Source organism: Streptomyces sp. NPDC033177, assembly GCF_055577715.1.
Map to the genome: position 1 here is coordinate 663,704 of NZ_JBVIPS010000001.1, position 20,227 is coordinate 683,930.

The 20,227-nt window shown below is 71.1% G+C and carries 21 protein-coding genes; 5 read left to right on the forward strand and 16 right to left on the reverse strand.

Annotated features, from left to right (window positions below):
* Nucleotides 1-6: 6 nt before the first annotated feature.
* From ACZ5U5_RS03000 to ACZ5U5_RS03010, 3 genes are all read right to left on the reverse strand, one after another.
* Nucleotides 7-225: a hypothetical protein gene (locus tag ACZ5U5_RS03000; RefSeq protein WP_469015448.1), complete on the reverse strand. Its 219-nt coding sequence runs from the start codon at nucleotides 223-225 to the stop codon at nucleotides 7-9.
* Nucleotides 218-1,189, reverse strand: a complete 972-nt coding sequence (locus ACZ5U5_RS03005; RefSeq protein ID WP_469015451.1) for a DMT family transporter — start codon at nucleotides 1,187-1,189, stop codon at nucleotides 218-220. Before ACZ5U5_RS03005 ends, ACZ5U5_RS03000 begins: the two co-directional genes overlap by 8 nt.
* Before the next feature lie 151 nt (nucleotides 1,190-1,340).
* On the reverse strand, nucleotides 1,341-2,150 hold the full coding sequence (locus ACZ5U5_RS03010) for an EamA family transporter (RefSeq protein ID WP_469016887.1): 810 nt from the start codon (nucleotides 2,148-2,150) through the stop codon (nucleotides 1,341-1,343).
* A 202-nt stretch (nucleotides 2,151-2,352) separates the two neighbouring features.
* Between ACZ5U5_RS03010 and ACZ5U5_RS03015 the strand changes: the two genes are divergently transcribed.
* A complete protein-coding gene (locus ACZ5U5_RS03015) occupies nucleotides 2,353-3,204 on the forward strand; it encodes a LysR family transcriptional regulator (protein ID WP_469015453.1) in 852 nt (283 codons plus the stop codon).
* 142 nt (nucleotides 3,205-3,346) lie between these two features.
* Nucleotides 3,347-4,132 (forward strand): SAM-dependent methyltransferase, encoded by a 786-nt coding sequence (locus tag ACZ5U5_RS03020; RefSeq protein ID WP_469015455.1) that lies wholly within the window; start codon nucleotides 3,347-3,349, stop codon nucleotides 4,130-4,132.
* A gap of 22 nt (nucleotides 4,133-4,154) precedes the next feature.
* Here ACZ5U5_RS03020 and ACZ5U5_RS03025 read toward each other — a convergent pair whose 3' ends face one another.
* Together ACZ5U5_RS03025 and ACZ5U5_RS03030 are read right to left on the reverse strand one after the other, a co-directional pair.
* Nucleotides 4,155-5,291, reverse strand: a complete 1,137-nt coding sequence (locus ACZ5U5_RS03025) for an FAD-dependent oxidoreductase (protein ID WP_469015457.1) — start codon at nucleotides 5,289-5,291, stop codon at nucleotides 4,155-4,157.
* 66 nt (nucleotides 5,292-5,357) lie between these two features.
* Nucleotides 5,358-6,056, reverse strand: a complete 699-nt coding sequence (locus ACZ5U5_RS03030; protein ID WP_469015459.1) for a TetR/AcrR family transcriptional regulator — start codon at nucleotides 6,054-6,056, stop codon at nucleotides 5,358-5,360.
* 261 nt (nucleotides 6,057-6,317) lie between these two features.
* Here ACZ5U5_RS03030 and ACZ5U5_RS03035 point away from each other — a divergent pair, with 261 nt between their 5' ends.
* The 3 genes from ACZ5U5_RS03035 (at nucleotide 6,318) to ACZ5U5_RS03045 (ending at nucleotide 8,620) form a co-directional block, all read left to right on the forward strand.
* A complete protein-coding gene (locus ACZ5U5_RS03035; protein ID WP_469015461.1) occupies nucleotides 6,318-6,734 on the forward strand; it encodes an ATP-binding protein in 417 nt (138 codons plus the stop codon).
* A 149-nt stretch (nucleotides 6,735-6,883) separates the two neighbouring features.
* Nucleotides 6,884-7,240: a DUF779 domain-containing protein gene (locus ACZ5U5_RS03040; protein WP_469015463.1), complete on the forward strand. Its 357-nt coding sequence runs from the start codon at nucleotides 6,884-6,886 to the stop codon at nucleotides 7,238-7,240.
* 162 nt (nucleotides 7,241-7,402) lie between these two features.
* The gene (locus tag ACZ5U5_RS03045) at nucleotides 7,403-8,620 is read left to right on the forward strand and encodes a phosphodiester glycosidase family protein (RefSeq protein ID WP_469016890.1); all 1,218 of its coding nucleotides are present in this window, start codon (nucleotides 7,403-7,405) and stop codon (nucleotides 8,618-8,620) included.
* Between the two features lie 22 nt (nucleotides 8,621-8,642).
* Here ACZ5U5_RS03045 and ACZ5U5_RS03050 read toward each other — a convergent pair whose 3' ends face one another.
* The 11 genes from ACZ5U5_RS03050 to ACZ5U5_RS03100 form a co-directional block, all read right to left on the reverse strand.
* Nucleotides 8,643-10,223 (reverse strand): hypothetical protein, encoded by a 1,581-nt coding sequence (locus tag ACZ5U5_RS03050; protein ID WP_469015467.1) that lies wholly within the window; start codon nucleotides 10,221-10,223, stop codon nucleotides 8,643-8,645.
* Nucleotides 10,224-10,307: 84 nt separating this feature from the next.
* Nucleotides 10,308-10,502 carry a hypothetical protein gene (locus tag ACZ5U5_RS03055; RefSeq protein WP_363206092.1) on the reverse strand — a complete coding sequence of 65 codons (195 nt, stop codon included), beginning with the start codon at nucleotides 10,500-10,502 and terminating at the stop codon, nucleotides 10,308-10,310.
* Nucleotides 10,503-10,637: 135 nt separating this feature from the next.
* Complete coding sequence (locus ACZ5U5_RS03060) at nucleotides 10,638-11,495, reverse strand: phosphatidylinositol-specific phospholipase C/glycerophosphodiester phosphodiesterase family protein (protein ID WP_469015469.1); 858 nt, start codon at nucleotides 11,493-11,495, stop codon at nucleotides 10,638-10,640.
* 125 nt (nucleotides 11,496-11,620) lie between these two features.
* A complete protein-coding gene (locus ACZ5U5_RS03065) occupies nucleotides 11,621-12,307 on the reverse strand; it encodes an ABC transporter ATP-binding protein (protein WP_469015472.1) in 687 nt (228 codons plus the stop codon).
* Nucleotides 12,300-13,214: an ABC transporter ATP-binding protein gene (locus ACZ5U5_RS03070; protein ID WP_469016893.1), complete on the reverse strand. Its 915-nt coding sequence runs from the start codon at nucleotides 13,212-13,214 to the stop codon at nucleotides 12,300-12,302. Before ACZ5U5_RS03070 ends, ACZ5U5_RS03065 begins: the two co-directional genes overlap by 8 nt.
* Nucleotides 13,215-13,297: 83 nt before the next feature.
* Nucleotides 13,298-14,176, reverse strand: coding sequence for an ABC transporter permease (locus ACZ5U5_RS03075; RefSeq protein WP_469015474.1), 879 nt, complete (start codon nucleotides 14,174-14,176; stop codon nucleotides 13,298-13,300).
* Entirely contained in the window at nucleotides 14,169-15,134 is a 966-nt protein-coding gene (locus ACZ5U5_RS03080; RefSeq protein WP_469016896.1) for an ABC transporter permease, read from the reverse strand. Before ACZ5U5_RS03080 ends, ACZ5U5_RS03075 begins: the two co-directional genes overlap by 8 nt.
* 32 nt (nucleotides 15,135-15,166) lie before the next feature.
* Nucleotides 15,167-16,762, reverse strand: coding sequence for an ABC transporter substrate-binding protein (locus ACZ5U5_RS03085; RefSeq protein ID WP_469015476.1), 1,596 nt, complete (start codon nucleotides 16,760-16,762; stop codon nucleotides 15,167-15,169).
* 125 nt (nucleotides 16,763-16,887) lie between these two features.
* Nucleotides 16,888-18,015, reverse strand: coding sequence for an acyl-CoA dehydrogenase family protein (locus ACZ5U5_RS03090; RefSeq protein ID WP_469015478.1), 1,128 nt, complete (start codon nucleotides 18,013-18,015; stop codon nucleotides 16,888-16,890).
* Nucleotides 18,012-19,193 (reverse strand): acyl-CoA dehydrogenase family protein, encoded by a 1,182-nt coding sequence (locus ACZ5U5_RS03095; protein WP_469015481.1) that lies wholly within the window; start codon nucleotides 19,191-19,193, stop codon nucleotides 18,012-18,014. The genes ACZ5U5_RS03090 and ACZ5U5_RS03095 overlap by 4 nt, the downstream gene beginning before the upstream one ends.
* The gene (locus ACZ5U5_RS03100; protein WP_469015484.1) at nucleotides 19,190-20,158 is read right to left on the reverse strand and encodes an NADPH:quinone oxidoreductase family protein; all 969 of its coding nucleotides are present in this window, start codon (nucleotides 20,156-20,158) and stop codon (nucleotides 19,190-19,192) included. The genes ACZ5U5_RS03095 and ACZ5U5_RS03100 overlap by 4 nt, the downstream gene beginning before the upstream one ends.
* Nucleotides 20,159-20,227 lie beyond the last annotated feature (69 nt).

Here is a 20,227-nt window from a genome sequence, read left to right on the forward strand (position 1 = left end):
CACGACCTAGTCGCCGTCGTTGATCCCGGGCTCGATGATTTCGTCCAGGACCTTTCGGACTGCCTCGTACGCGACGGCGGAGGTTCTTGCCCTCGAGGCTTCGGTCGCGTTTTCTGCTTCCGCTCTGTCGGACTGTGTCTTCCAGTGCTGCTCCTCCTGCTGGGCCCAGGCTCGGGCCCGCTGGATGCGGCGCAGCAGTTCGTCGGAGTCCACGGCATCAGTCATGCGGGGAATGTACCCACGGATCCCGGGCGCCAGCCGGATGACTCGAAGGTTCCGGGATCTTCGCCGACGGTGTGGCCGGGGTCCGCTTCCGATGGCGGGTCATGCTCACCCCGATGAGTACGACCGCCATCCCCGCCGCCACCCGGAAGCTGAATGCCTCGTCCAGCACGATGGCACCCAGTGCCACGGAGACCACCGGCAGCAGGTACCCGACCGTCGCGGCGTTGGTCGCGCCTTCGTCCGCGATGATCCGGTAGGTGAGGTGGAAGGTGATGCCGGTGGCGAAGATGCCTAGGATGGTGACGGCGATCAGGGTCGTGGGGGCGATGTCGATCGCCTCCAGGCCGCCCACCGGCAGAGCCAGCGCCGTCAGGCCCGTCGCCGCCATGAGCTGGGCGGCGGAGAGGGACAGGGTGGGCATGCCCTTGCCGACGAGGTGGTGCCCCATGTATGTGAAGCCGACGGCGTAGCTCGCCGCCGCTCCCACGATCGCGAGGGCGCCCCAACTCGTCAGCCCCGACTGCTGCCATGGGGCGAAGATCAGCGACGTACCCGCGAAACCGAGGAGGAGCCCGGCGAGACGGACGGGGCGCAGCCCGCGTTCCGTGCCGATGCCGAGGCCGATCAGGACGGACCACAGCGGAGTCGTCGCGTTCAGCGCCCCGGCCACCCCGGAGTCGACCGTCTGCTGCCCGACGCTGAAGAGCCCGAAGGGCAGGGCGTTGCAGAAGAAGGCTGCGATGACGATGTGCTTCCACGTGGCGCGCCCCCGTGGGAGGCGGTTGCGCGTGGTGAAGAGCAGGACCGTCAAGGTCGCTGCCCCGAGCGCGCAGCGCAGGAGCGTGACCTGCACGGGAGAGAAGCCTTCCAGGGCCAGTTCGATCCACAGGAAGGTCGATCCCCACAGGAGGGCGAGCACGCCCACCCTTGCCGCTGCCCACGTTCTTGCGGGAACGCCGTTCACTGTTGATCTCCCTGTCCTGGCCGGGCCGTTGTCACTGCACGAAACGATGCCGCCGCCGACCTGAAAGGACAAGCAACAAGTTTTGAAGTATCGTTAAGCTGAGCTACATACGCTGAGCTGCCTACGTGGTGACCGCGGGCCCACAGTCGCCTCAGCGCCGCCTCACGACACTGATGCCGTTCGCCGTCACGATCGCCGTGATCGCCAGCCACTCCACCCAGACCAGGGACTGCCCCAGGACAGCCATGCCCACCAGGGCCGCGAGAACCGGGTTGACGCTCATGAAGATCCCGAAGAAGCGGGCTTCGACCCGGCGCAGGGCGAGCAGGTCGGCGAGGAACGGGACCGCGGAGGAGAGAATTCCGGCGGTTGCCGCGCAGGCCAGGGCGGCGGCCGTCGGCGGGTTATGGGCGAGCACCACGATGCCGACCGGCAGATAGAGGAGTCCGGAGATCCCCGCCGCCGTGGCCGAACCCTCGACACCGGGGAGCCGGGCTCCGACCGTACGGTTGAGCAGGATGTACGAAGCCCAGCAGGCCGCGGCGAGCAGCCCTAGGCCGATGCCGACGTAGTCCGTGCTGGGCTGCGGACGAGCCAGCGCGACCACCGCCGTCCCCGCGATGACCGCGCACCCGAGGTCCACCGCACGGCGCGAGGCGGCCAGCGCGACCGTCAGTGGGCCCAGGAACTCCAGGGTCACCGCGAGACCGAGGCCCACGCGGTCGATCGCGGTGTAAAGAGAGAGGTTCATGGTGGCGAAGACCGCCGCCAGGCAGAGCAGTGGCCACCATTGGCGCCAGGTGAAGGCGCGCACCTTGGGCCTGCCCACCGCCAGGAGGACGACTCCCGCGACCCACTGCCGTATGGCCACGACACCGGCGGGGCCGATGACGCCGAACGCCAACGCACCGGTGGCGGCGCCGACTTGATTGGACAGACCGCTGCCGAACATCATCGCCATGCCGGCGAGGCGGCCTTGTGAGCCGTTCGCCGGATCGGTCGACTTCTCCGGGATGCCCTCGGCGAGGACGGGCACGGCCTGACTCTGAGTCGTTCGCATGCACCGCAGGATGCGCCCCTGGCACACATTCGAAAAATGCATGCGAGCCACCATGCATACGCTCTGGTTATCCATGGCCGACGGTCATCCCTACACTGCGGACATGGATCTGGAACTACGGCATCTGCGCTGCCTGGTCGCCATCGTGGACACCGGCGGCTTCACCGATGCCGCCGCCGAGCTGGGCGTCTCCCAAGCGGCCGTCTCCCGCACCCTCGGCGGTCTTGAAGAGGTGCTCGGGGTGCGGCTGCTGCACCGCACCAGCCGGAGCATCACACCGACGACCGCGGGAGTCCAGGTGCTCGCCAGGGCCAGGCATCTGCTCGCGGAGGCCGACGACCTCATCCGGGAGGCGACCACCGGACACACCCGGCTGCGCATCGGCCACGCCTGGTCGGCGATGGGCCGCCACACGGCGGAGTTCCAGCGCCGCTGGGCCGCCGGACACCCCGACGTCGAGCTGTACCTGATCCGGACGAACTCCGCGACGGGCGGCCTCGCCGAGGGCCTGTGCGACCTGTCCGTCGTGCGCACCACCTTCGACGAGACCCGTTTCGCCAGCGCCGTCGTCGGTCACGAGCGGCGCTTCTGCGCACTGGCGAGCGACGACCCGTGGGCCAAGCGGCGCTCCGTACCGCTGGCCGACATACGGGACCGTACGCTCCTCATCGACCGGCGCACCGGCACCACCACCGCCGAGTTGTGGCCTGAAGAGGCCCGTCCCCCGGTGGAGTACACCCAGGACATCGACGACTGGCTGGCGATCATCGCGTCGGGCCGCTGTGTCGGCCTCACCCCGGAGAGCACCGCCAACCAGTACCGCCGTGACGGCGTCGTGTTCCGCCCGCTGCGCGACACCGAGCCCATCGCCGTCCATCTCATCTGGCGCCGCCACGACCCGCACCCCATGACGCACGCCGCGGTGGCGCTCCTGACCGATCTCTACCGCAGGTGATGCGCCGGGCCGTCGCCGTACCGGCCGCACAGCGTGTGACCGGCTCGTCGCCTCACGCACCCGACCCCAACACCCCATGCTCAAGGTGATGTTGCTGTGGCAGACTGCGGCGACCAAGCGTCTCGCAGCAACGGAGTACGTCATGACCGCAGGTGCGCCCAAGCCGACGATCGACACCAGCAAGCCGCATCCCGCGCGTGTCTACGACTGGTTGCTCGGCGGCAAGGACAACTACCCCGTCGACGAGGCCGTGGGCGAGAAGCTGCCGCCCGAGGCGAAGGACGCCGCGCGGCAGAACCGCGCGTTCATGAATCGTGCGACCGCCTGGCTCGCCGCCGAGGGCGTGGACCAGTTCCTCGACATCGGCACCGGCATCCCCACCGCGCCGAACCTGCACCAGATCGTCCAGAAGGCGGTGCCGTCGGCGCGGGTCGTCTACACCGACAACGACCCCATCGTGCTGGCCCATGCGGAGGCCCTGCTGGTCAGCAGCCCCGAGGGGATGACCGACTACATCCAGGCGGACGTCCGCGAGCCGCTGGAGATCCTCGGGCACGCCCGCGGCCTCCTCGACTTCGACCGTCCGATCGCCCTCTCCCTCATCGCGCTCATGCACTTCCTGCCCGACGACCAGGAGCCGTACGGCATCGTGCGCACGCTGGTGGACGCCCTGCCTTCCGGCAGCCACCTGGTGCTCTCGCACGCCTCATCCGACATCTTCCCGGAGCTGGCCGAGCAGGTCACCGCCGAGTACGCGAAGGGCAGCATCAAGCTCGGCTTCCGCAACCGGGCCGAGGTGGCCCGGTTCTTCGACGGTCTCGACCTCGTCGACCCCGGCCTGGTGACGGCCACGGAGTGGTTCAAGGGTGACGCGCGGCCGGAGGCCGAGGACAGCGGAATCTACGCGGCAGTGGCGCGCGTCCGCTGAGAGAAGGGCCCTGGCCAGGGCCCTAGTTGCCGGCGAACAGGTCGAGCAGGCCCTGCGGGGCGTCCTGGCGGAAGCAGCGTACGAGACTGTCGGCCGACTCGGCGGCGGTCTTCTCGCTGCGCGGGAACAGCGCCTCTTCATAGGAGGCCAGAGCCGCTTCGACGTCTCCGGGGCGTGCCGCGAGGGCCGCCGCGAGTTCGGCTCCGTCGAGCATGGCGAGGTTGGCGCCCTCCCCCGCGAAGGGGGACATGAGGTGCGCCGCGTCGCCGAGCAGCGTGACGCCCGGGACGCGGTCCCAGCGGTGGCCGATCGGCAGGGCGTGGATCCGGCGGGGGATCAGCGCTCCGTCGGCGTCGGCGACGAGTGCCTGCAGGCTCTTGTCCCAGTCGGCGAAGTGTTCGAGCACGGAGGCCTTGGCGAGGCCCGTGTCGTCGGCGGTGAAGTCGATGGTCGAGATCCAGTCCTCGGGGGCCCTGAGCGCGGTGTAGATGTGCAGGCTGCCGTCGGACTCGCGGTGGGCGAGGAAGCCCTTGTCCTCGCCGAGCGCGAAGAGCATGCCGCCGCCCACGACCGCGGCGCTGTCCGGGTGGCGTACGTCGGCGTCGAGGAGGTCCACCTCGACGAACGAGATGCCGGTGTAGGCGGGCACGGCGTCGGAGACCAGCGGGCGGATCCGGGACCAGGCGCCGTCCGCACCGATCAGCAGATCGGTGGTGAAGGCGGAGCCGTCGGCGAGGGTCACCTCATGGCGGCCGCCACCGAGCGGACGCGCCCCGGTGATCTTCGCGCCCCAGTGCACGGCACTGTCGGGCAGCGAACCGAGCAGCAGGTCACGCAGCTGGCCGCGATCGACCTCGGGTCGGCCGCCGTGGCCGTCGTCCGCCTCCTCCATGCGGACCACGGCGTCCTTGTCGAGGACGCGCATGGCCTCGCCGCCCGGGTGGATGAGCGCGCGGAACTCCTCGTACAGACCGGCGGCGTGCAGGGCGGCCTGCCCGGACTCCTCGTGGATGTCGAGCATGCCGCCCTGGCCGCGGGCGGCAGGTGAGGCCTCCAGGTCGTACAGGGCGGCCTCGATGCCGTTGACGTGCAGGACGCGCGCGAGAGTGAGGCCTCCGAGGCCCGCTCCGACGATGGCTATCGGGTGGTGTGTGGTCATGGTGGTGCTCCTCGTACGTGGCGTGCGGGTGGTGGTCTCGCTGTCAGGCTTCGACCGCGCGAGGGCTCAGCCCCGGGCGCCGTCGACCGGGACGGGCGTGCCGAGGATGCCGTGGATCAGCGTCCGGAAGCCCCAGGAGATCCGGTCCTCCGGCCGGCCCGACACGAGTTCCCCGGCGAGCCGGGCGACGTGCGGGTGCGTCTGGTCCGACGCGTCCCGCAGGGCTCCGGCGAGCGCGTCCCACTCCTCCTGGGCGCCGACGGCCTGATCGGCAGGTGAATGCTCGGCGGCGGTCGCGGTGGCGTACTGCAGCAGCAGGTCGACGCCCCATGCAGCCTGGCCGGGCGGGACCTCGCCCTCGTCGAGCAGGGCGAGCAGGGTCTCTACGAGACGCAGATAGTGCTCGCCCCGGGGCCGCGCCACGAGCGCGGCCTTCGCGAGGCCTCGGTGGCGGAAGAGCACCGCGGTGTAGGAGGTGAGGACCCCCTCCAGGCGCTCCCGCCAGTCACCCCCGGCCCGCGGTGCCTCGACCCCTGCGAGGAGTTCGTCCAGGATCGCCGCGTGCAGCTCGGCGGTGTTGCGGACGTAGACGTACAGGGAGGCGGGCCCGGTGTCGAGCTCCTGGGCGAGGCGGCGCATGGTCACCTTGCCCAGGCCCTCGACGCGCATGATCTCCACCGCGGTGGCCACGATCCCGGCCCGGGTGAGGGCGGGCTTCGCGGGGCGCTCGCGGCGGCTGCGCGGGGCGTCGGAATGAGCTGTCATACGACCAGTGTAACGAACATGTTCGTTACGAGCGCGTTCGGAGCGAACATGTTCGCCCACCGCAGGTCGCAGCCCCGGCAACGGCCCGGGTGACAGCCCGCCGACAGTGCCGACAGCTCCACTCCCAGGCACTTGGTTGGCGATCAGCAGAGGCGGGCATGACCGTGGGACAGCACCGGCCGCGCATGACAGGGCGTGGCCCCGGCAGGCGGAAGTCGCCGCGAGTACGCCGGTTGTCCCAGGGGAGGGAAGTGAGTTGCCATGCGTGCGCACCAGCGCGCCCATCGGCACGTCGCCCGCGTTGAGTACGCATTGCCGCAGGAAGCCGCATCGGCCGGGCGGGCGCGGAGGCTGACCTCCGCGTTCCTCACCAGGCCGCGACGGCAACTGACGAATGTGGACGCCGAACGGGTGGACGATGCCACGCTGATCGTGTCCGAACTCGTCGCCAACGCCACCCAGCACGGCCGCAGTCCCTGCCGTCTGCGCCTCGAGGTGTCCGACGACCATGTGACGGTCGAGGTGCACGACTCGAGCCCCGACGGCCCACGCGTGCTCGCGCCGAGCACCGAACGGGACAGCGGGCGCGGCCTCGCGATGGTGCGTCACCTCGCCGCGCGGCTTGAGGTCGTCGGCAGCGGCAGGCGCGGCAAGGCCGTCCGGGCGATCCTCGCCTGACGACGGACACGGACACGGCCGCCAGCCGCATAGGCATCCACATCCGCATCCGCATCCGCATCCGCAACGTCCTCGCAACGTCGCCCGGAGTTGACTGGGCGCCAGTGACAGCGACGGTGACGTTGACGGCGACCAAGGAGCGGCAGCCCATGACCGATACTCCACGCGTGGAGCTGACCCCTGCCGCCGCCGATCTGGTGCGGCGGCTGCGGGACCTGCACGGCCCGCTGATGTTCCATCAGTCCGGCGGATGCTGCGACGGCAGTGCGCCCATGTGCTATCCGGAGGGCGAGTTCCGTACCGGCGGCTCCGATGTGCGCCTGGCCTCGCTGGCCGTCGATGGCGTGGCGGAACCGGTCGGCTTCTGGATGTCGAGGAGTCAGTACGACGTGTGGAGCCACACCCGGCTGATCGTGGACGTCGTGCCCGGCCGCGGCAGCGGCTTCTCCCTCGAAGCCCCCGAAGGCGTACGTTTCCTCATCCGTTCCCGTTTGGTCGGCACCTAGCCACCGGCCCTGCACCCGTCCGGCGCTGCCCTCTGGTGCACTTTCTGACCGACCCTCAGACTGGTGCGATTGGTCGGCAGGAGACTTCAGGGGGCATGGGTGGCAGCTCGACACCAGCACATCGTGGGACGGTTCAGAACGGCGAGAGCGGCGCTCTCGGCCATGACGGCACTCGGCACGCTGGCCGGTGCGGCTCTGATGGGAGCGGCACCGGCCGGCGGCGTGGAGGCGGACGGGAAGCCGGCCGCCTCACGGATCGCGCCGGGCGTGGAGTACCGGCAGTTCGACATCGCGGCCTCGCACGGCAAGGCTCGCGCGCACCTACTGGACGTCGACCTGAGCAACAAGAGCACGAGCGTCGGCCTGCTCTACCCGGGCGCAGTGGGCGCCCGCTCCGTCGTCTCCGCGCTCGCGGACGGGGCGGGGGCGGTCGGCGGGATCAACGGCGACTTCTTCAACATCTCCGAGACCCAGCATCCGGGCGTCGAGCCCACCGGCGCGCCCGTCGGCCCCGCGGTCGCACGCGGCCGGGCCCTCAAGGCTGCGGTGCCGAACGGGCAGCGCTTCGGACCCGCGATGCCTCCCGGAGTGACCACCGAGGCCGTGCTCGGCGTGGGCTACGACCGGCGGGCCCGCCTGGACAGCCTCCGCCTCGACGGTGAAGTGCGCACCCAGCAGACCCGGCTGCCGCTCGGCGGGCTCAATCAGTACGCCCTCCCCGTGGGTTCCGTCGGCGCGTTCACCAGCGACTGGGGCAGCACCTCGCGGGTGCGCTCCACCTGCGGCACCGACACCAACCGCGGCGCTCCCTGCAGCACGGACACCCATGAGGTGACGTTGCGCGACGGCCGTGTCGTGGCGTCCGCGGCGACACCCGGCAGCGGTCCGGTGGCCGACGGAACCACGGTCCTCGTCGGACGCGAGGCGGGCGCCCAGGAACTGCGCAAGCTCTCCATCGGCCAACGGGTCGGCGTCAAGCACCGGCTGGTGGCGGCCGAGTCACGCAGCCCGTTCCGCTTCGCACTCGGCGGCTACCCCGTCCTGCGCGACGGCGCACCGCTGCCCGGCCTGGACACCGCCACCTCGGCCGTGCGGACGGCCGCCGGGATCTCCGACGACGGCCGGCGCCTCCTGCTCCTGTCCCTGGACGGCTCCCCCGAGTTCCGTACGGGACTGACCATCGCCGAAGTCGCGGACACCTTGCGGGGGTTGGGCGCGCAGGACGGTTTCAGCCTGGACGGCGGCGGTTCCTCCACCCTGGTCTCCTCCGCGACGCTGGTCGCGAAGCTCCCGGGCGCGGACGAAGTGACCGTACGCAACAACCCCAGCGGCGGCGTGGAACGCCCGGTGCCGAACGGCATCGGCGTCTTCTCGGGCTGACCGGCGCCGGGGCCCCGAGGGTTCAGTCGGTGTCCCGTACCGCCACCAGGCCGTTGAACACGCCCACGTACGCCGTGCCGTCCGGGCCCAGGGTCACCGGGGCCCAGTTGTTGTCGTACGCGATGCCCGTGCCGGCGAGGCGCTTCCACTTGGTCTCGCCGGTGCGGAAGTCGACGGCCGTCAGGTACCAGGCGTCCACGCCGAGGCTGTTCGGCTCCTTCGTGTAGAAGTACAGGAGTCCGTTGGCGGTGGACAGTTTGGGCACGTTCGACGGGGCGCGGACGTCGCTCTCCCACACCGTGTCGCAGCCGCTGCCGTCCTCGCGTACGTCGATCCTGCTGACTCCGCCGACGACGCTGCGTCCGAAGGTGAGCGAGGTGATGTTCTCGTAGCCGTAGTTGTTCTCGACGACGAGGCTGTTTCCCCAGGTGATCAGCGAGTTGTCGGTGGTGGACGCGCCGGAGCGGAAGACGGGGACCTTGCAGACGAGACGCTTGTCGTCGGCGATGCCGTCGCCCCTGCGGTAGACGAGGACGTTCATGCGGTCGTCGGCGTTGTCGGTGATCGCCACGTAGTCGTCGTCGCCCTTGCCGAAGAGGTCGGGCGTGGTGCCCGAACCCTGGTTGACCGAACCGGGCTTGGTGCCCGTCCCCCGGTCGTACGTCTGGCGCCAGACGGCCTTCGGGGTGCCGTCCGCTGCGGCGCGGAAACTGTAGAGCGCGTGGTCGGAGACGATCGACACGCCGTCATCGGCGACGGAGAAGGAGTTCTGGATCTCCTCGCCGTCGAGGCGGACGGAGCGGATGGCACCGGACGTGGGGTCCACCGTGCCGACGCGGCCCTGCCGGGTCACCCACCAGATGCGGCCCTCCCAGTCGGGCATCACCGAGGTGACCGGGTCGCATTCGCCGCTCGGGTAGAGATTCGACCAGGTCACGCAGTCGTGCGGGACGTGCGCCGTCAGGTCCCAGTCCTTGTCGACGACGAAACGCCAACTGCCGTCCGCCGCCTGCTCGTGCGCGAGTCTGACGATGTGCTGCCGGGAGTCGGCGAGGACGAGCCGGTCCTCGTTGTCGAGGTAGGAATAGGCACCGCCCGAGGTGTCCTTGAAGATCTTGGCGAAGTCCAGGCGCGTGATGGCCTCGACGGTGGAGGGCCGCTGCGGGAGCTTGTACTCGGCGAGCGTGTCCATCGTGTCCGGGTCGAGGAGCTTGACCAGGAAGCCGGTGAACGTGCCGCAGACGGTGACGATGCGGCCGGCCTTGTCGAAGGTGACGGTGGCGCACTCACCGCCGAGCGCCGCCATCTTCTCGCTGCTGACCTGGGGCTTCTTCCCCAAGGGCCCGTTCCACGGGTATGTTCCGCTGCCCGCCGCGTCCGCGTGCATCCCGCTGCGGCCGTTGGCGGCCATGTACGGGTGCTGGGGCGGCTGTTCGCCGGGCAGCGGGCGGGCGTCGGCGGGGGCACCGGTGTACTGGTCGACGAGCCGGTGGCCCGGCGCCTTCGGTATGTCGTCCGCCTGGGCGGCGGGCGCGAAGGACGCGGCCGAGACCGTGAGAGCGGTCAGGGCGAGGGCACTGCTGAGGGTTCTGCGACGCGGCATGGGCCGAAGCTAGGGGCCGCGTCTTGAAGTGTCCATGGAAACGTGACAGTTGTTCATGAACACGCAATGACCATGGCGGGACGGTCAGGGCTGCAGGCCGCTGACGATGTCCGCTGCTGCCGTGACGCCGTTGTGGATGGTCGGCGCCATGCTCGAACTCGCCAGATAGAAGCCGAGCAGCGCACAGACCACCGCGTGCGAGAACTTCAGCGCGCCGTTGCGCAGAAAGACCACTGCCAGGATCACGAGCAGCAGCACCACAGAGACCGAGACGGCCATGGGGACAACCTCCTCCGCCACGTCAACATCGCGGCTTTGGGCCGAGTGTGGCGCAGCGGAGGGACCGTCCGGGCGACCGGCATGTCCTCCGAACGGGTGCTATGTGCCGGGACGTTGCTTCGGCCGGGCCGGGGCCTACTGCCCGTGGGCGTCCAGGAAGGCCTCGAGCCCCGCCAGGTCGTCCGTGTTCAAGTGGTCGACACCCGCGGCGAGGAGCTCGCCCCACACCGCGTCGCGCGCCGGACCGGCGAGGTCGGGCGTCGCCCAGAAGCGGACGCGCTGACCACGCTTGTGCGCGGTCGAGACGATGCCGCGCAGCTTGGCACGCTCGGCGGCGGGAATCGCGCCCACGCCTTGCCAGCTGAAGTTGAGCGTCCAGTTGTCGCTGATCAGCGGGATGAGCGAGGCGGGCGCCGCGCTGCCCAGGTCGGCGAGGCGGCCGTCGTAGAAGGCGCGGCGCACGCGCTGGGCCTCCATGGGGGCGCGGGCGGCCCGGTCGCCGGATATCACTGCGGTCACGGGGCCGCGGCGCACCTTGCCGTGGGAGTACGTGGTGAACAGGTGCCGGTAGCGGCGCAGCTGCCGGTCGAGTTCCAGGTACGTCGCCGCGCCCTCGGTCTTGATGTCGATCAGGAGCTGGAAGGGGGTGCGGTGGTAGCCGCGGTACACGGAGCCGTGGTGGGCGCGGACGCGGGCCGCCAGGGGGCCCAGATAGAGCGACTCGAGGGTGCGGGCGGGGTCGAGGTCGATCGGGTCGTGCGCGACCAGGAGCTGTCCGTCGACGAGGTAGATGTCGGCCTCGACGCTGCCGAAGCGGTGCTCGAGCGCGTCGAGCAGCGGCCGGGGGTGCTCGTAATCGTTGTGCGCGTGGGCGCGGATGAGGGGGCGTGGGTGATGCCCTCGCTCGGTGGCCTGGGCGTACGCGGGAACGGCGGCGGTGCCGGCGAGTGCGGCGCCGATGGTGAGGGCTCTACGACGGGTGATGAGTGCCACGGAGACTCCCGGGGAGGACGAGGACGACGGGCGGGCCTCAGTGAGTATGAGGCCATGCTCGCGTCAAGAAACCCCTTGGCGACGGGAGTTGGCGCTCTCGACGGCCCGCGTTCATTGCGAACGCCTCACGCGCCCCGTGGAGTCTCCCGAGGGGTCTCCCCCGCCAGTTCGGTCCAGTGGACGGTCCGCTCGCACCACCGCTCGAGGAGCACCCGGTCGTGGCCGACCGCGAGCAGTCCGGCGCCGCTCTCGCGCCGGTAGGCCTCCACGGCGTGCACGAGTGCCGCCGTCGTCGAGGCGTCGAGCATCGCCGTCATCTCGTCACAGATCAGCCAGCGCGGGCGGAGCACCAGGGCGCGGGCCAGGCAGGCACGCTGCAACTGACCGTCGCTGACCTCGTGCGGCCTGCGGCCGAGGAGGTCCTCGCCGAGGCCGACCGTGGCCGCCAACTCCCGTACCCGCGCGGTGGCTTCGCTTCCGCGCCCGGCCGCGCGCAGCGGCTCGGCGATCAGGTCCGTGAGGGTGAGGCGGGGATCGGCGGAGAGGCGGGGCTGCTGGAAGACGACGCCGAAGGCGGTGCGCTGGGCGCGCGGGGCGCGGTGCCGCCAGCCGCGGGCGGGCTCACCGTCGATGACGACGCGGCCCGCGTCGGGCTTGTGCAGCAGCGCGGCGACCCGGGCCAAGGTCGACTTGCCGCAGCCGCTTGGGCCGAGGAGACCGACGGAGGCGCCGGGCGCGAGCGTGAGGTCCACGCCGCGCATGACGGGGGCGCGGCGGTCGTATCCGGCGGTGATCGACAGGAGTTCAAGCACGGGGTGCCTCCAGCACGGCCGCCGCATGGGGGTGGTGGCAGGCGACCCCGGCCACGGCCTGCGGCACGGTTTCGCAGGTCTCGTCCGCCCCGGCGCAGCGCGCGGCGAACGCGCATCCTCGCGGCAGCGCGGAGAGTTCGGGCGGCATGCCGGGGATCGGTGTGAACTCCCGCTCGGGGAGGGCGTTCAGGAGGCCGCGGGCGTAGGGGTGCCTGGGCCCGGGGGTGCCGAAGAAGTCCTCGGCGTCGGCGAGTTCGACGATGCGGCTCGCGTACATCACGGCGACGCGGTCCGCGATGCGCTCGGCGGCGGCCAGGTCGTGGGTGATCAGGAGCAGCGCGCGGTCCTCGCCGACGTGCTTGCGCAGCTCGTCCACCGTGCGGTCGACGAGGTCGCGGTCCAGGCCCGTCGTCGGCTCGTCGGCGAGCAGCAGCGGCGCGTCGCCGATGAGCGCGAGCGCGGTGGCGGCGCGCTGGGCGAGCCCCCCGGAGAGTTCGTGCGGGTAGCGGTCCAGGTGCCCGGCGGGGAACGCGGCGCGCTCGGCGGCGGCTTCGGCGGCCTTGCGCAGCTGCGGGCGGCGCACGTCCGCCAGCTCCCGCAGGGTCTCCTCCAGCTGGGCGCGGACCGTGCGCACCGGCGTCAGGTGCGCGGCCGGGCTCTGCGGTACGAGGCCGACGCGCCGCCCGCGGACCGTGCGGGCCAGGGTGCGCTCGTCGGCGGTCAGCAGGTCGACGTCGCCGATGAGCGCGGACCCGGCGGTCTCAGCGTTCTGCGGAAGCAGCCCGAGCAGCGCCGAGGCGAGCACGGACTTGCCGCAGCCGCTCTCGCCGACGAGGGCCAGGCACTCCCCCGCCGCGAGGTCGAAGTGGGCGTCGGTGACGGCGGAGACGAAGGTGTCGCCGCGCATGCGGAACCGTACGGAGAGTCCTCGTACGGAGAGCACCGGGGACGAGACGGGCTCGATCGCGGTCTCGGTCTTGGTCACGGCGGTCACAGCATCAGCTCCGATCGGCGCCGGGGATTGATCCGTTCCCGCCAGGCGCCCGCGAGGCCCGCGATCGCCAGGGTGGGCACGATGATGAACAGGCCGGGGAAGAGCGTCGGCCACCAGTCCCCGGCGAGGAGCGAGCCGCGCGCGCTCTGCACGAGGGTGCCGAGGCTCGCCTGGTGGGTGGGCAGACCGAGTCCGAGGAAGGACAGCGCGGACTCGTGCCAGATGGCGTGCGGCACCATCAGGACGGCGGCGAGTCCGGCCTGCGGGAGCACGCCGGGCAGCAGATGGCGCACGATCACGCGCATCCGTGACGCGCCGCCGGAGATGGCAGCGTCGACGTAGGGACGTGACCGCAGCGAGAGCACCTCGGCGCGCACGATGCGGGCCGTGGACAGCCAGTGCGTGAGCGCCACCGAGACGACCACCGGCCAGACACCCGGCCGGAACATCGCCACGATGAAGATGCCGAGCAGCAGGTGCGGCACGGACGAGAAGACGTCCACGAGCCGCATGACGATCCGGTCGACCCAGCCGCCCGACGCGGCGGCGAGCGCGCCCACGGCGGTGCCGATGACGGTCGCGACGACAGCCGCCACCACGCCCACGAGGAGCGAGACCCGCAGCCCGTACACGCAGCGCAGGAGCAGGTCGCGTCCCACGTCGTCGGTGCCGAAGGGGTGCTCCCGGGAGGGCGGTTGCAGCTTGGACGCCAGGTCGACGGCCTGTTCGTCGAGGTTCACGAGCGGCGGTACGAGAAGCACGGCGAGCACGATGGCCGCGACGATCACCGCCGAGGAACGCACCCGCCACGCGCGCGTGGAGCGGCTTTTGGAGGCACTCCCGAGGGAGGCACGCCACGTAGTCGTCTCAGCCATCGAATCCCACCCTCGGGTCGGCGAGGCCGTACAGCAGGTCGGCCAGGAGGTTGCCGAGGAGCACCGCGGCCGTGGCGAGGACGGTGAGGGCGGCGAGCAGCGGGAAGTCCACGGCGGTCGCCGCCGACACGGTGGCCGCGGCGATGCCGGGCCAGCTGAAGACGGTCTCCACCAGGAGCGCCCCGGTGATCAGTTCGGGCACGCGGGAGCCGATCAGCGTGAGCACCGGCAGCATGCCCGAGCGCAGGGCGTGCCCGAGCAGGACGGTCCGTTCTGCGAGGCCACGCGCGCGTGCACCCCGGACGGGGTCGTCGCCGAGCGCGTCGCCGACCCCTTGGCGTACGTAGAGGACGAACCACGGCAGCTGCGAGATCGCCAGGACGGCGGCGGGCAGCACGAGGTGGCTGGCGACCTGCCCGGCGGTCACGGCCGAGCTGGCGGTGTCCGTGAGCCCACCCGATGGCAGCACCCCCAGCTTCAGGGCGAACAGCCAGACGGCGAGCAGGCCGATCCAGAACGGCGGGGCGGCTTCGAGCGTGTACGCGAGCGAGGTCACGGCACGGTCGAGCCAGCCGCCGGGGCGGCGCGCGGCGAGGACACCGAGCAGGGTTCCGACGAGGATCGCGAGCAGGAACGCGGTGGCGGCGAGCAGCACGGACCAGCCGATGCGTTCACCGATGACGTCGGAGACGGGCTGGCGCAGGGTGCTGGAGTCGCCCAGGTCGCCGTGCACGGCCGACGTCAGCCAGTCCCACCAGCGCTGCGTGAGCGGCTGGTCGACGCCGAGGTTGCGGCGCAGCTGGTCGAGGTTCTCCTGCGACGCGGTGAGCCCGGCCGTGCCCGCGTACGCCTTGACGGGGTCGAAGGGGGACGCGGCGGCGATGGCGAAGACGCCGAAGGTCACGGCGAGCAGGACCGGGACGGCGAACAGGGCCCGCCGTCCCGTCATGCGCGCCATCGGCCCCCAGGGGAGCTTCTGGAGCGCGGACATCACTGCTTCGGCTGCCAGTCCTCGACGTTCCACCACGGGCCGGACGCCAGACCGTGGTCGTGCGGCTCGATCTGGGTGGTCAGGTCGCCGAAGCGCTTGTCGACGACGTAGAGGTGGTCGATGTGGGTGAGGAAGGTGTAGCCCGGGTTCTTCACCAGCTCACGCTGGACGGTGTCGTACGCGGCCTGCCGCTTGGCGTGGTCGCCGCTCTCGCGGGCCTCGTCGAGGGCCTTGTCGACCTTGGGGTTGTCGTAGTGGGCCATGTTGTTGAAGCCGTCACCCGCGAGCGAGGACTTCAGGAGGGTGTACTGGTCGAAGTCCGGGTCGGCCGGGGAGCCGCCGCCCGCGAGGACCGCGTCCTTGGGCATGCGCGGCTCGATGACCTCCCACGTGCCTGCCTGCACCTCCACCTTGATGCCGATCTTCTTGGCGTCGGAGGCGTAGGCGAGGGCGTGGTCCTGGCGGAGCTTGTCACCGGAGAGGTACCAGAGCGGGAACGTCGCCTGGACGCCGTCCTTCTCGCGGATGCCGTCCTTGCCCGGCTTCCAGCCCGCCTGGTCGAGGATCTTCTTGGCGGCGGCGAGGTCGTGCTTGCGCTCGGTGCCCTTGGTGAACCAGGGGCTGTCGGTCGGGACAGGCCCGTAGGCCTCCTTGCCCGCCCCGTCCAGGATCGAGTCGACCATGGCCTTGCGGTCGACGCCGGTGTCCAGGGCGCGCCGGATGTCGGTGTCGCCGGCGACCTTGTTGCCGGTGGGCAGGGTCACCACGCGGTAGTCGAAGGTCGTGGCGGCGTACGACTTCTTGTTGCCGTCGCTCTCGTACTTCTTGGCGAGGTTGGGCGGCAGGATCGCGCCGTCGAGCTCACCGGCGTCGAGCCGGGTGGCGCGGATGTCGTCATCCTTGATGATCGCCATGGTGAAGTTCTTGACCTTCGGCGCGCCGCCCCAGTAGGCGGGGTTGGCCTTGAAGGTGAGCTTCTCGCCCTTGGACCACTTCACGAGCTTGTACGGGCCCGTGCCGACCGGCTTGGTGGTGAACTCACCGGTGTTCACGTCCTGCTTGCCAGCTATGTGCTGAGGCGCGATCGGCAGGACGGTGCGCTCGGCGAACGGCGCGTAGGGGTACTTGAGGTGGAAGACGACGGTGTCGTCGCCCTTCGCCTCGACGTTCTTGACGGCGTCGAGCTCGGTCTTGGCGGCGTTGTTGGTCTTCTTGTCGAGGATCGTCTCGTACGTGAAGACGACGTCTCTGGACGTGAAGGGCTTGCCGTCGCTGAACTTGACGCCCTTGCGCAGCTTGAAGGTGTAGCTCTTGCCGTCGTCGCCGACCTCGGGCAGCTCGGCCGCGAGGGCGGGCTTCAGCTTCATGTCGACGTCGTGCGTGAGCAGACCGTCGAAGATCTTGGAGTTGCCGTCCTTGCCGTAGCCGAGGAGCGGGCTCAGGGTGTCCGGCTCGTACGCGATGCCGACGACCGCGGAGTCCTTGGCACCACCGGCGTTCTTGCCGTCGCCCGGCGCCGAACAGGCCGATGCGGCGACCGCCAGTGAGGCGGCCGCCGCTACCGCGCCCGTACCCCGTATCGATCGGGCCCTCATGCTCCACACCCCTACTGAAGATCAAACGTTATTGCGAGTGGGTCGCAATTATGCCTCATGTAATGGGTGGGTAAAACGTGCGGTCCATACTCAGTGGATCACGGCGTTCGGGCCGCCGGAAGGGGTCAGGGAGCCGGCAGATGGGCGCGGGCGGCCAGCTCCTCCCGGTGGCGCCCCACCGTGCCGAGCGCGATCGAGTCGGCCTTGGCCCGCTTGAGGTAGAGGTGGACGGGATGCTCCCACGTCATGCCGATGCCGCCGTGCAGCTGGAGCGCTTCCTCGGCGACGTGCACCGTGGCCGGCGAGGCGTAGGCCTGCGCGAGAGCCGCCGCGACATCGGCGTCCTCGTCTCCGGCGGCGAGGGTGTCGGCCGCGTTGCGGGCGGCGGCGCGGAGGTTGACCACCTCCAGCCAGAGCTGGGCCAGGCGGTGCTTGAGCGCCTGGAAGGACCCGACGGGCCGGTTGAACTGATGCCGCTCCTTCGTGTGGCGGACCGTTTCGGTCAAGCACCAGTCCGCGAGGCCCAGTTGCTCGGACGCCAGGAGCCCGGCCCCTGCCCGGAGCCCTCGCCGTACAGCAGGCGCGGCCTCCGGGCCGACCACACGCGCGCGTGCCGCCTCGAAGGTGACGGTGGCCAGCGGCCGCGTCAGGTCGAGCGAGGTCTGCGGCGCGACGCTCACGCCGGTGTCTTCCGCGTCCACCGCGTACAGCCCCGCGCCCGTCGGCACGAGCAGCACATCGGCGGCGACGGCGTCGGCGACCCCGGTGACGCTCCCGTGCAGGGCGCCGCCCTCCACACGTACGTCGGGCAGGGCGCCGCCAGGAGCGGTGGTCAAGGGCACGGCGAGCACGCCGACCGTGCGTCCCGAGGCGAGCGCGCCGAGGAGTTCTCTCGCCGCGTCACCGTCGCAGGCCAGCAGCGTCTCGGTCGCGATGACGGCACTGGTCAGATAGGGCACGGGCGCCACCGCGCGGCCCAACTCCTCCAGGACCACGGAGGCTTCGCGGTGCGTGGCGCCCTGACCGCCGAGGTCCTCGGGCACGAGCAGGCCCGCGAGCCCCATGCCGTCCGTGAGCGCCTTCCACAGCTCGCGGTCGTGCGGCTCGGCGGTCTCGGTGCGGGCGAGCACGGCGGTGGCGTCGCAGTGGTCGGCCAGCAGGCCGCGCACCACCGAGCGCAGCGCCTCCTCCTCTTCGGAGTACAGCAGGTCGCGCTGGGCGGGCTGCGAGATCTGTGAGGGCTGCGTACTCATCGGGCGAGGTCCTTCCAGGCGACGTCCTTGTCGGTGCGCGGCTCGGAGGGCAGTCCGAGCACGCGCTCGGCGACGATGTTGAGCAGCACTTCGCTCGTGCCGCCCTCGATGCTGTTGCCCTTGGCCCGCAGATAGCGGTAGCCCGCGTCCCGGCCGACGAAGTCGACCTTCGCGGGCCGCCGCATCGTCCAGTCCTCGTACAACAGCCCTTCCTCGCCGAGGAGTTCCACCTCCAGGCCGCTGATCTCCTGGTTCAGACGGGCGAACCCGAGCTTCATGCCCGAGCCCTCCGGGCCGGGCTGCCCCGCGACGAGCTGCTGCCGCAGGCGCTCTCCGGTGACCCGGGCGACCTCGGCCTCCACCCACAGCTTGAGGAGCCGCTGGTGCAGGTCGTGCGTGCGCAGCTCGGGACGGTCGCGCCAGGCCTCGACGACCGGGCCGATCATGCCGCCCTCCCGCGGGATCCGGCTGCCGCCGATGGACACGCGCTCGTTCATGAGGGTGGTCTGCGCGACCTTCCAGCCGTCGCCGATCTCACCAAGGCGGTGCGCGTCCGGGATGCGTACGTCGGTGAGGAAGACCTCGTTGAACTCCGCCTCGCCGGTGATCTGCCGCAGCGGCCGCACCTCGACGCCCGGGTCGGTCATGTCGCAGACGAAGTAGGTGATGCCGCGGTGCTTGGGCACCTCGGGGTCGGTGCGGGCGATGAGGATGGCCCAGCGGGCGGCGTGCGCGCCGGACGTCCACACCTTCTGCCCGTTGACGACCCAGGTGTCGCCGTCACGGACGGCACGGGTCCCCAGAGCTGCGAGGTCGGACCCTGCGCCCGGCTCGCTGAAGAGCTGGCACCACACCTCGTCGCCGACCCACAGCGGCCGCAGGAAGCTGCGCTTCTGCTCGTCGGTGCCGAAGCGCAGGATGGTCGGCGCGGCCATGCCGAGGCCGATGCCGATGCGGCGCGGGTCGTTGTCGGGCGCTCCGGCGGCCTCCAACTCGGCGTCCACGACGACCTGCAGAGAACGCGGCGCTCCAAGCCCGCCGAGGCCCTCCGGGTAGTGCACCCAGGCGAGTCCTGCGTCGAAGCGGGCCTTGAGGAAGGCCGCACGTTCCGTCGTCGCCGGTGGGCGCGCGGCGAGGAACTCCTGGGTGCGGCTGCGCAGTTCGGTGGCATCCGTCATGCGGCGCCTCCCTCGGGGACCACGGCCACCCGACCCGTGGTGACGCCGTCCGCGACGCGCTGGACGGCGGCGGCCGCGTCACTCAGCGGCACGCGCTCGCTGATCAGCGGCTTGATGGCACCCTTGGCCGCGAGCTGAGTGAGCTCCTCATGGCAGCGGAGGATTGCCTGCGGGTCCTTGGCGTTGTAGAGACCCCAGTGCAGTCCGAGGACCGCGTAGTTCTTCACCAGGGCGTGGTTGAGCGCGGGCGTCGGGATGACACCGCTCGCGAAGCCGACGACGATGATCCGCCCCTCGAAGGCGACGCACTTCGTGGACTGGGTGTACGCGTCGCCGCCCACGGGGTCGTAGACGACATCGGCGCCACGGCCGCCGGTGGCTTCCTTGACGGCGCCGATGACGTTGTCCGTACGCCGGTCGATGACGACATCGCAGCCGAGCTCCCGCGCGACCTCGGCCTTCGCCGCGCCCCCGACGACGCCGATGACCTTGGCGCCCGCGGCCTTGCCGAGCTGGACGGCGGCGCTGCCGACACCACCGGCGGCCGCGTGCACCAGGAGGGTCTCGCCCGCCTGGAGGTGGGCGCGGCGGTGGAGGCCGAACCAGCCCGTCTGGTAGCCGATGTGCAGCGCGGCGGCCTCGGCGTCGTCCAGGGCGTCGGGCGCGGGCAGCACGGCCGCCGCGTCGGCGAGCGCGTACTCGGCGAAGCCGCCGTACGGGAGGGCGGGGTTGGCGATCACGCGCCGCCCGTCCTCGGTCTCGCCGCAGATCTCCACGCCGGGTGTGAACGGCAGCGGGGGCGTGACCTGGTACTGCCCGCGGCAGAGCAGGGCGTCGGGGAAGTTGATGTTGGCGGCGCGGACCTTGAGGAGCAGCTGTCCTTCGCCGGGCACCGGCCGGTCCACGTCCTCGAGGCGCATCACCGCGCTCGGCTCGCCGTTCTGGTGCACTTGCCATGCCTGCATGCGGGGCCTCCACGGGGCTTTCGTAGACCGGGCTCCGTCGCATACTAAGCGGTCGCTTGCAGGCAGGGG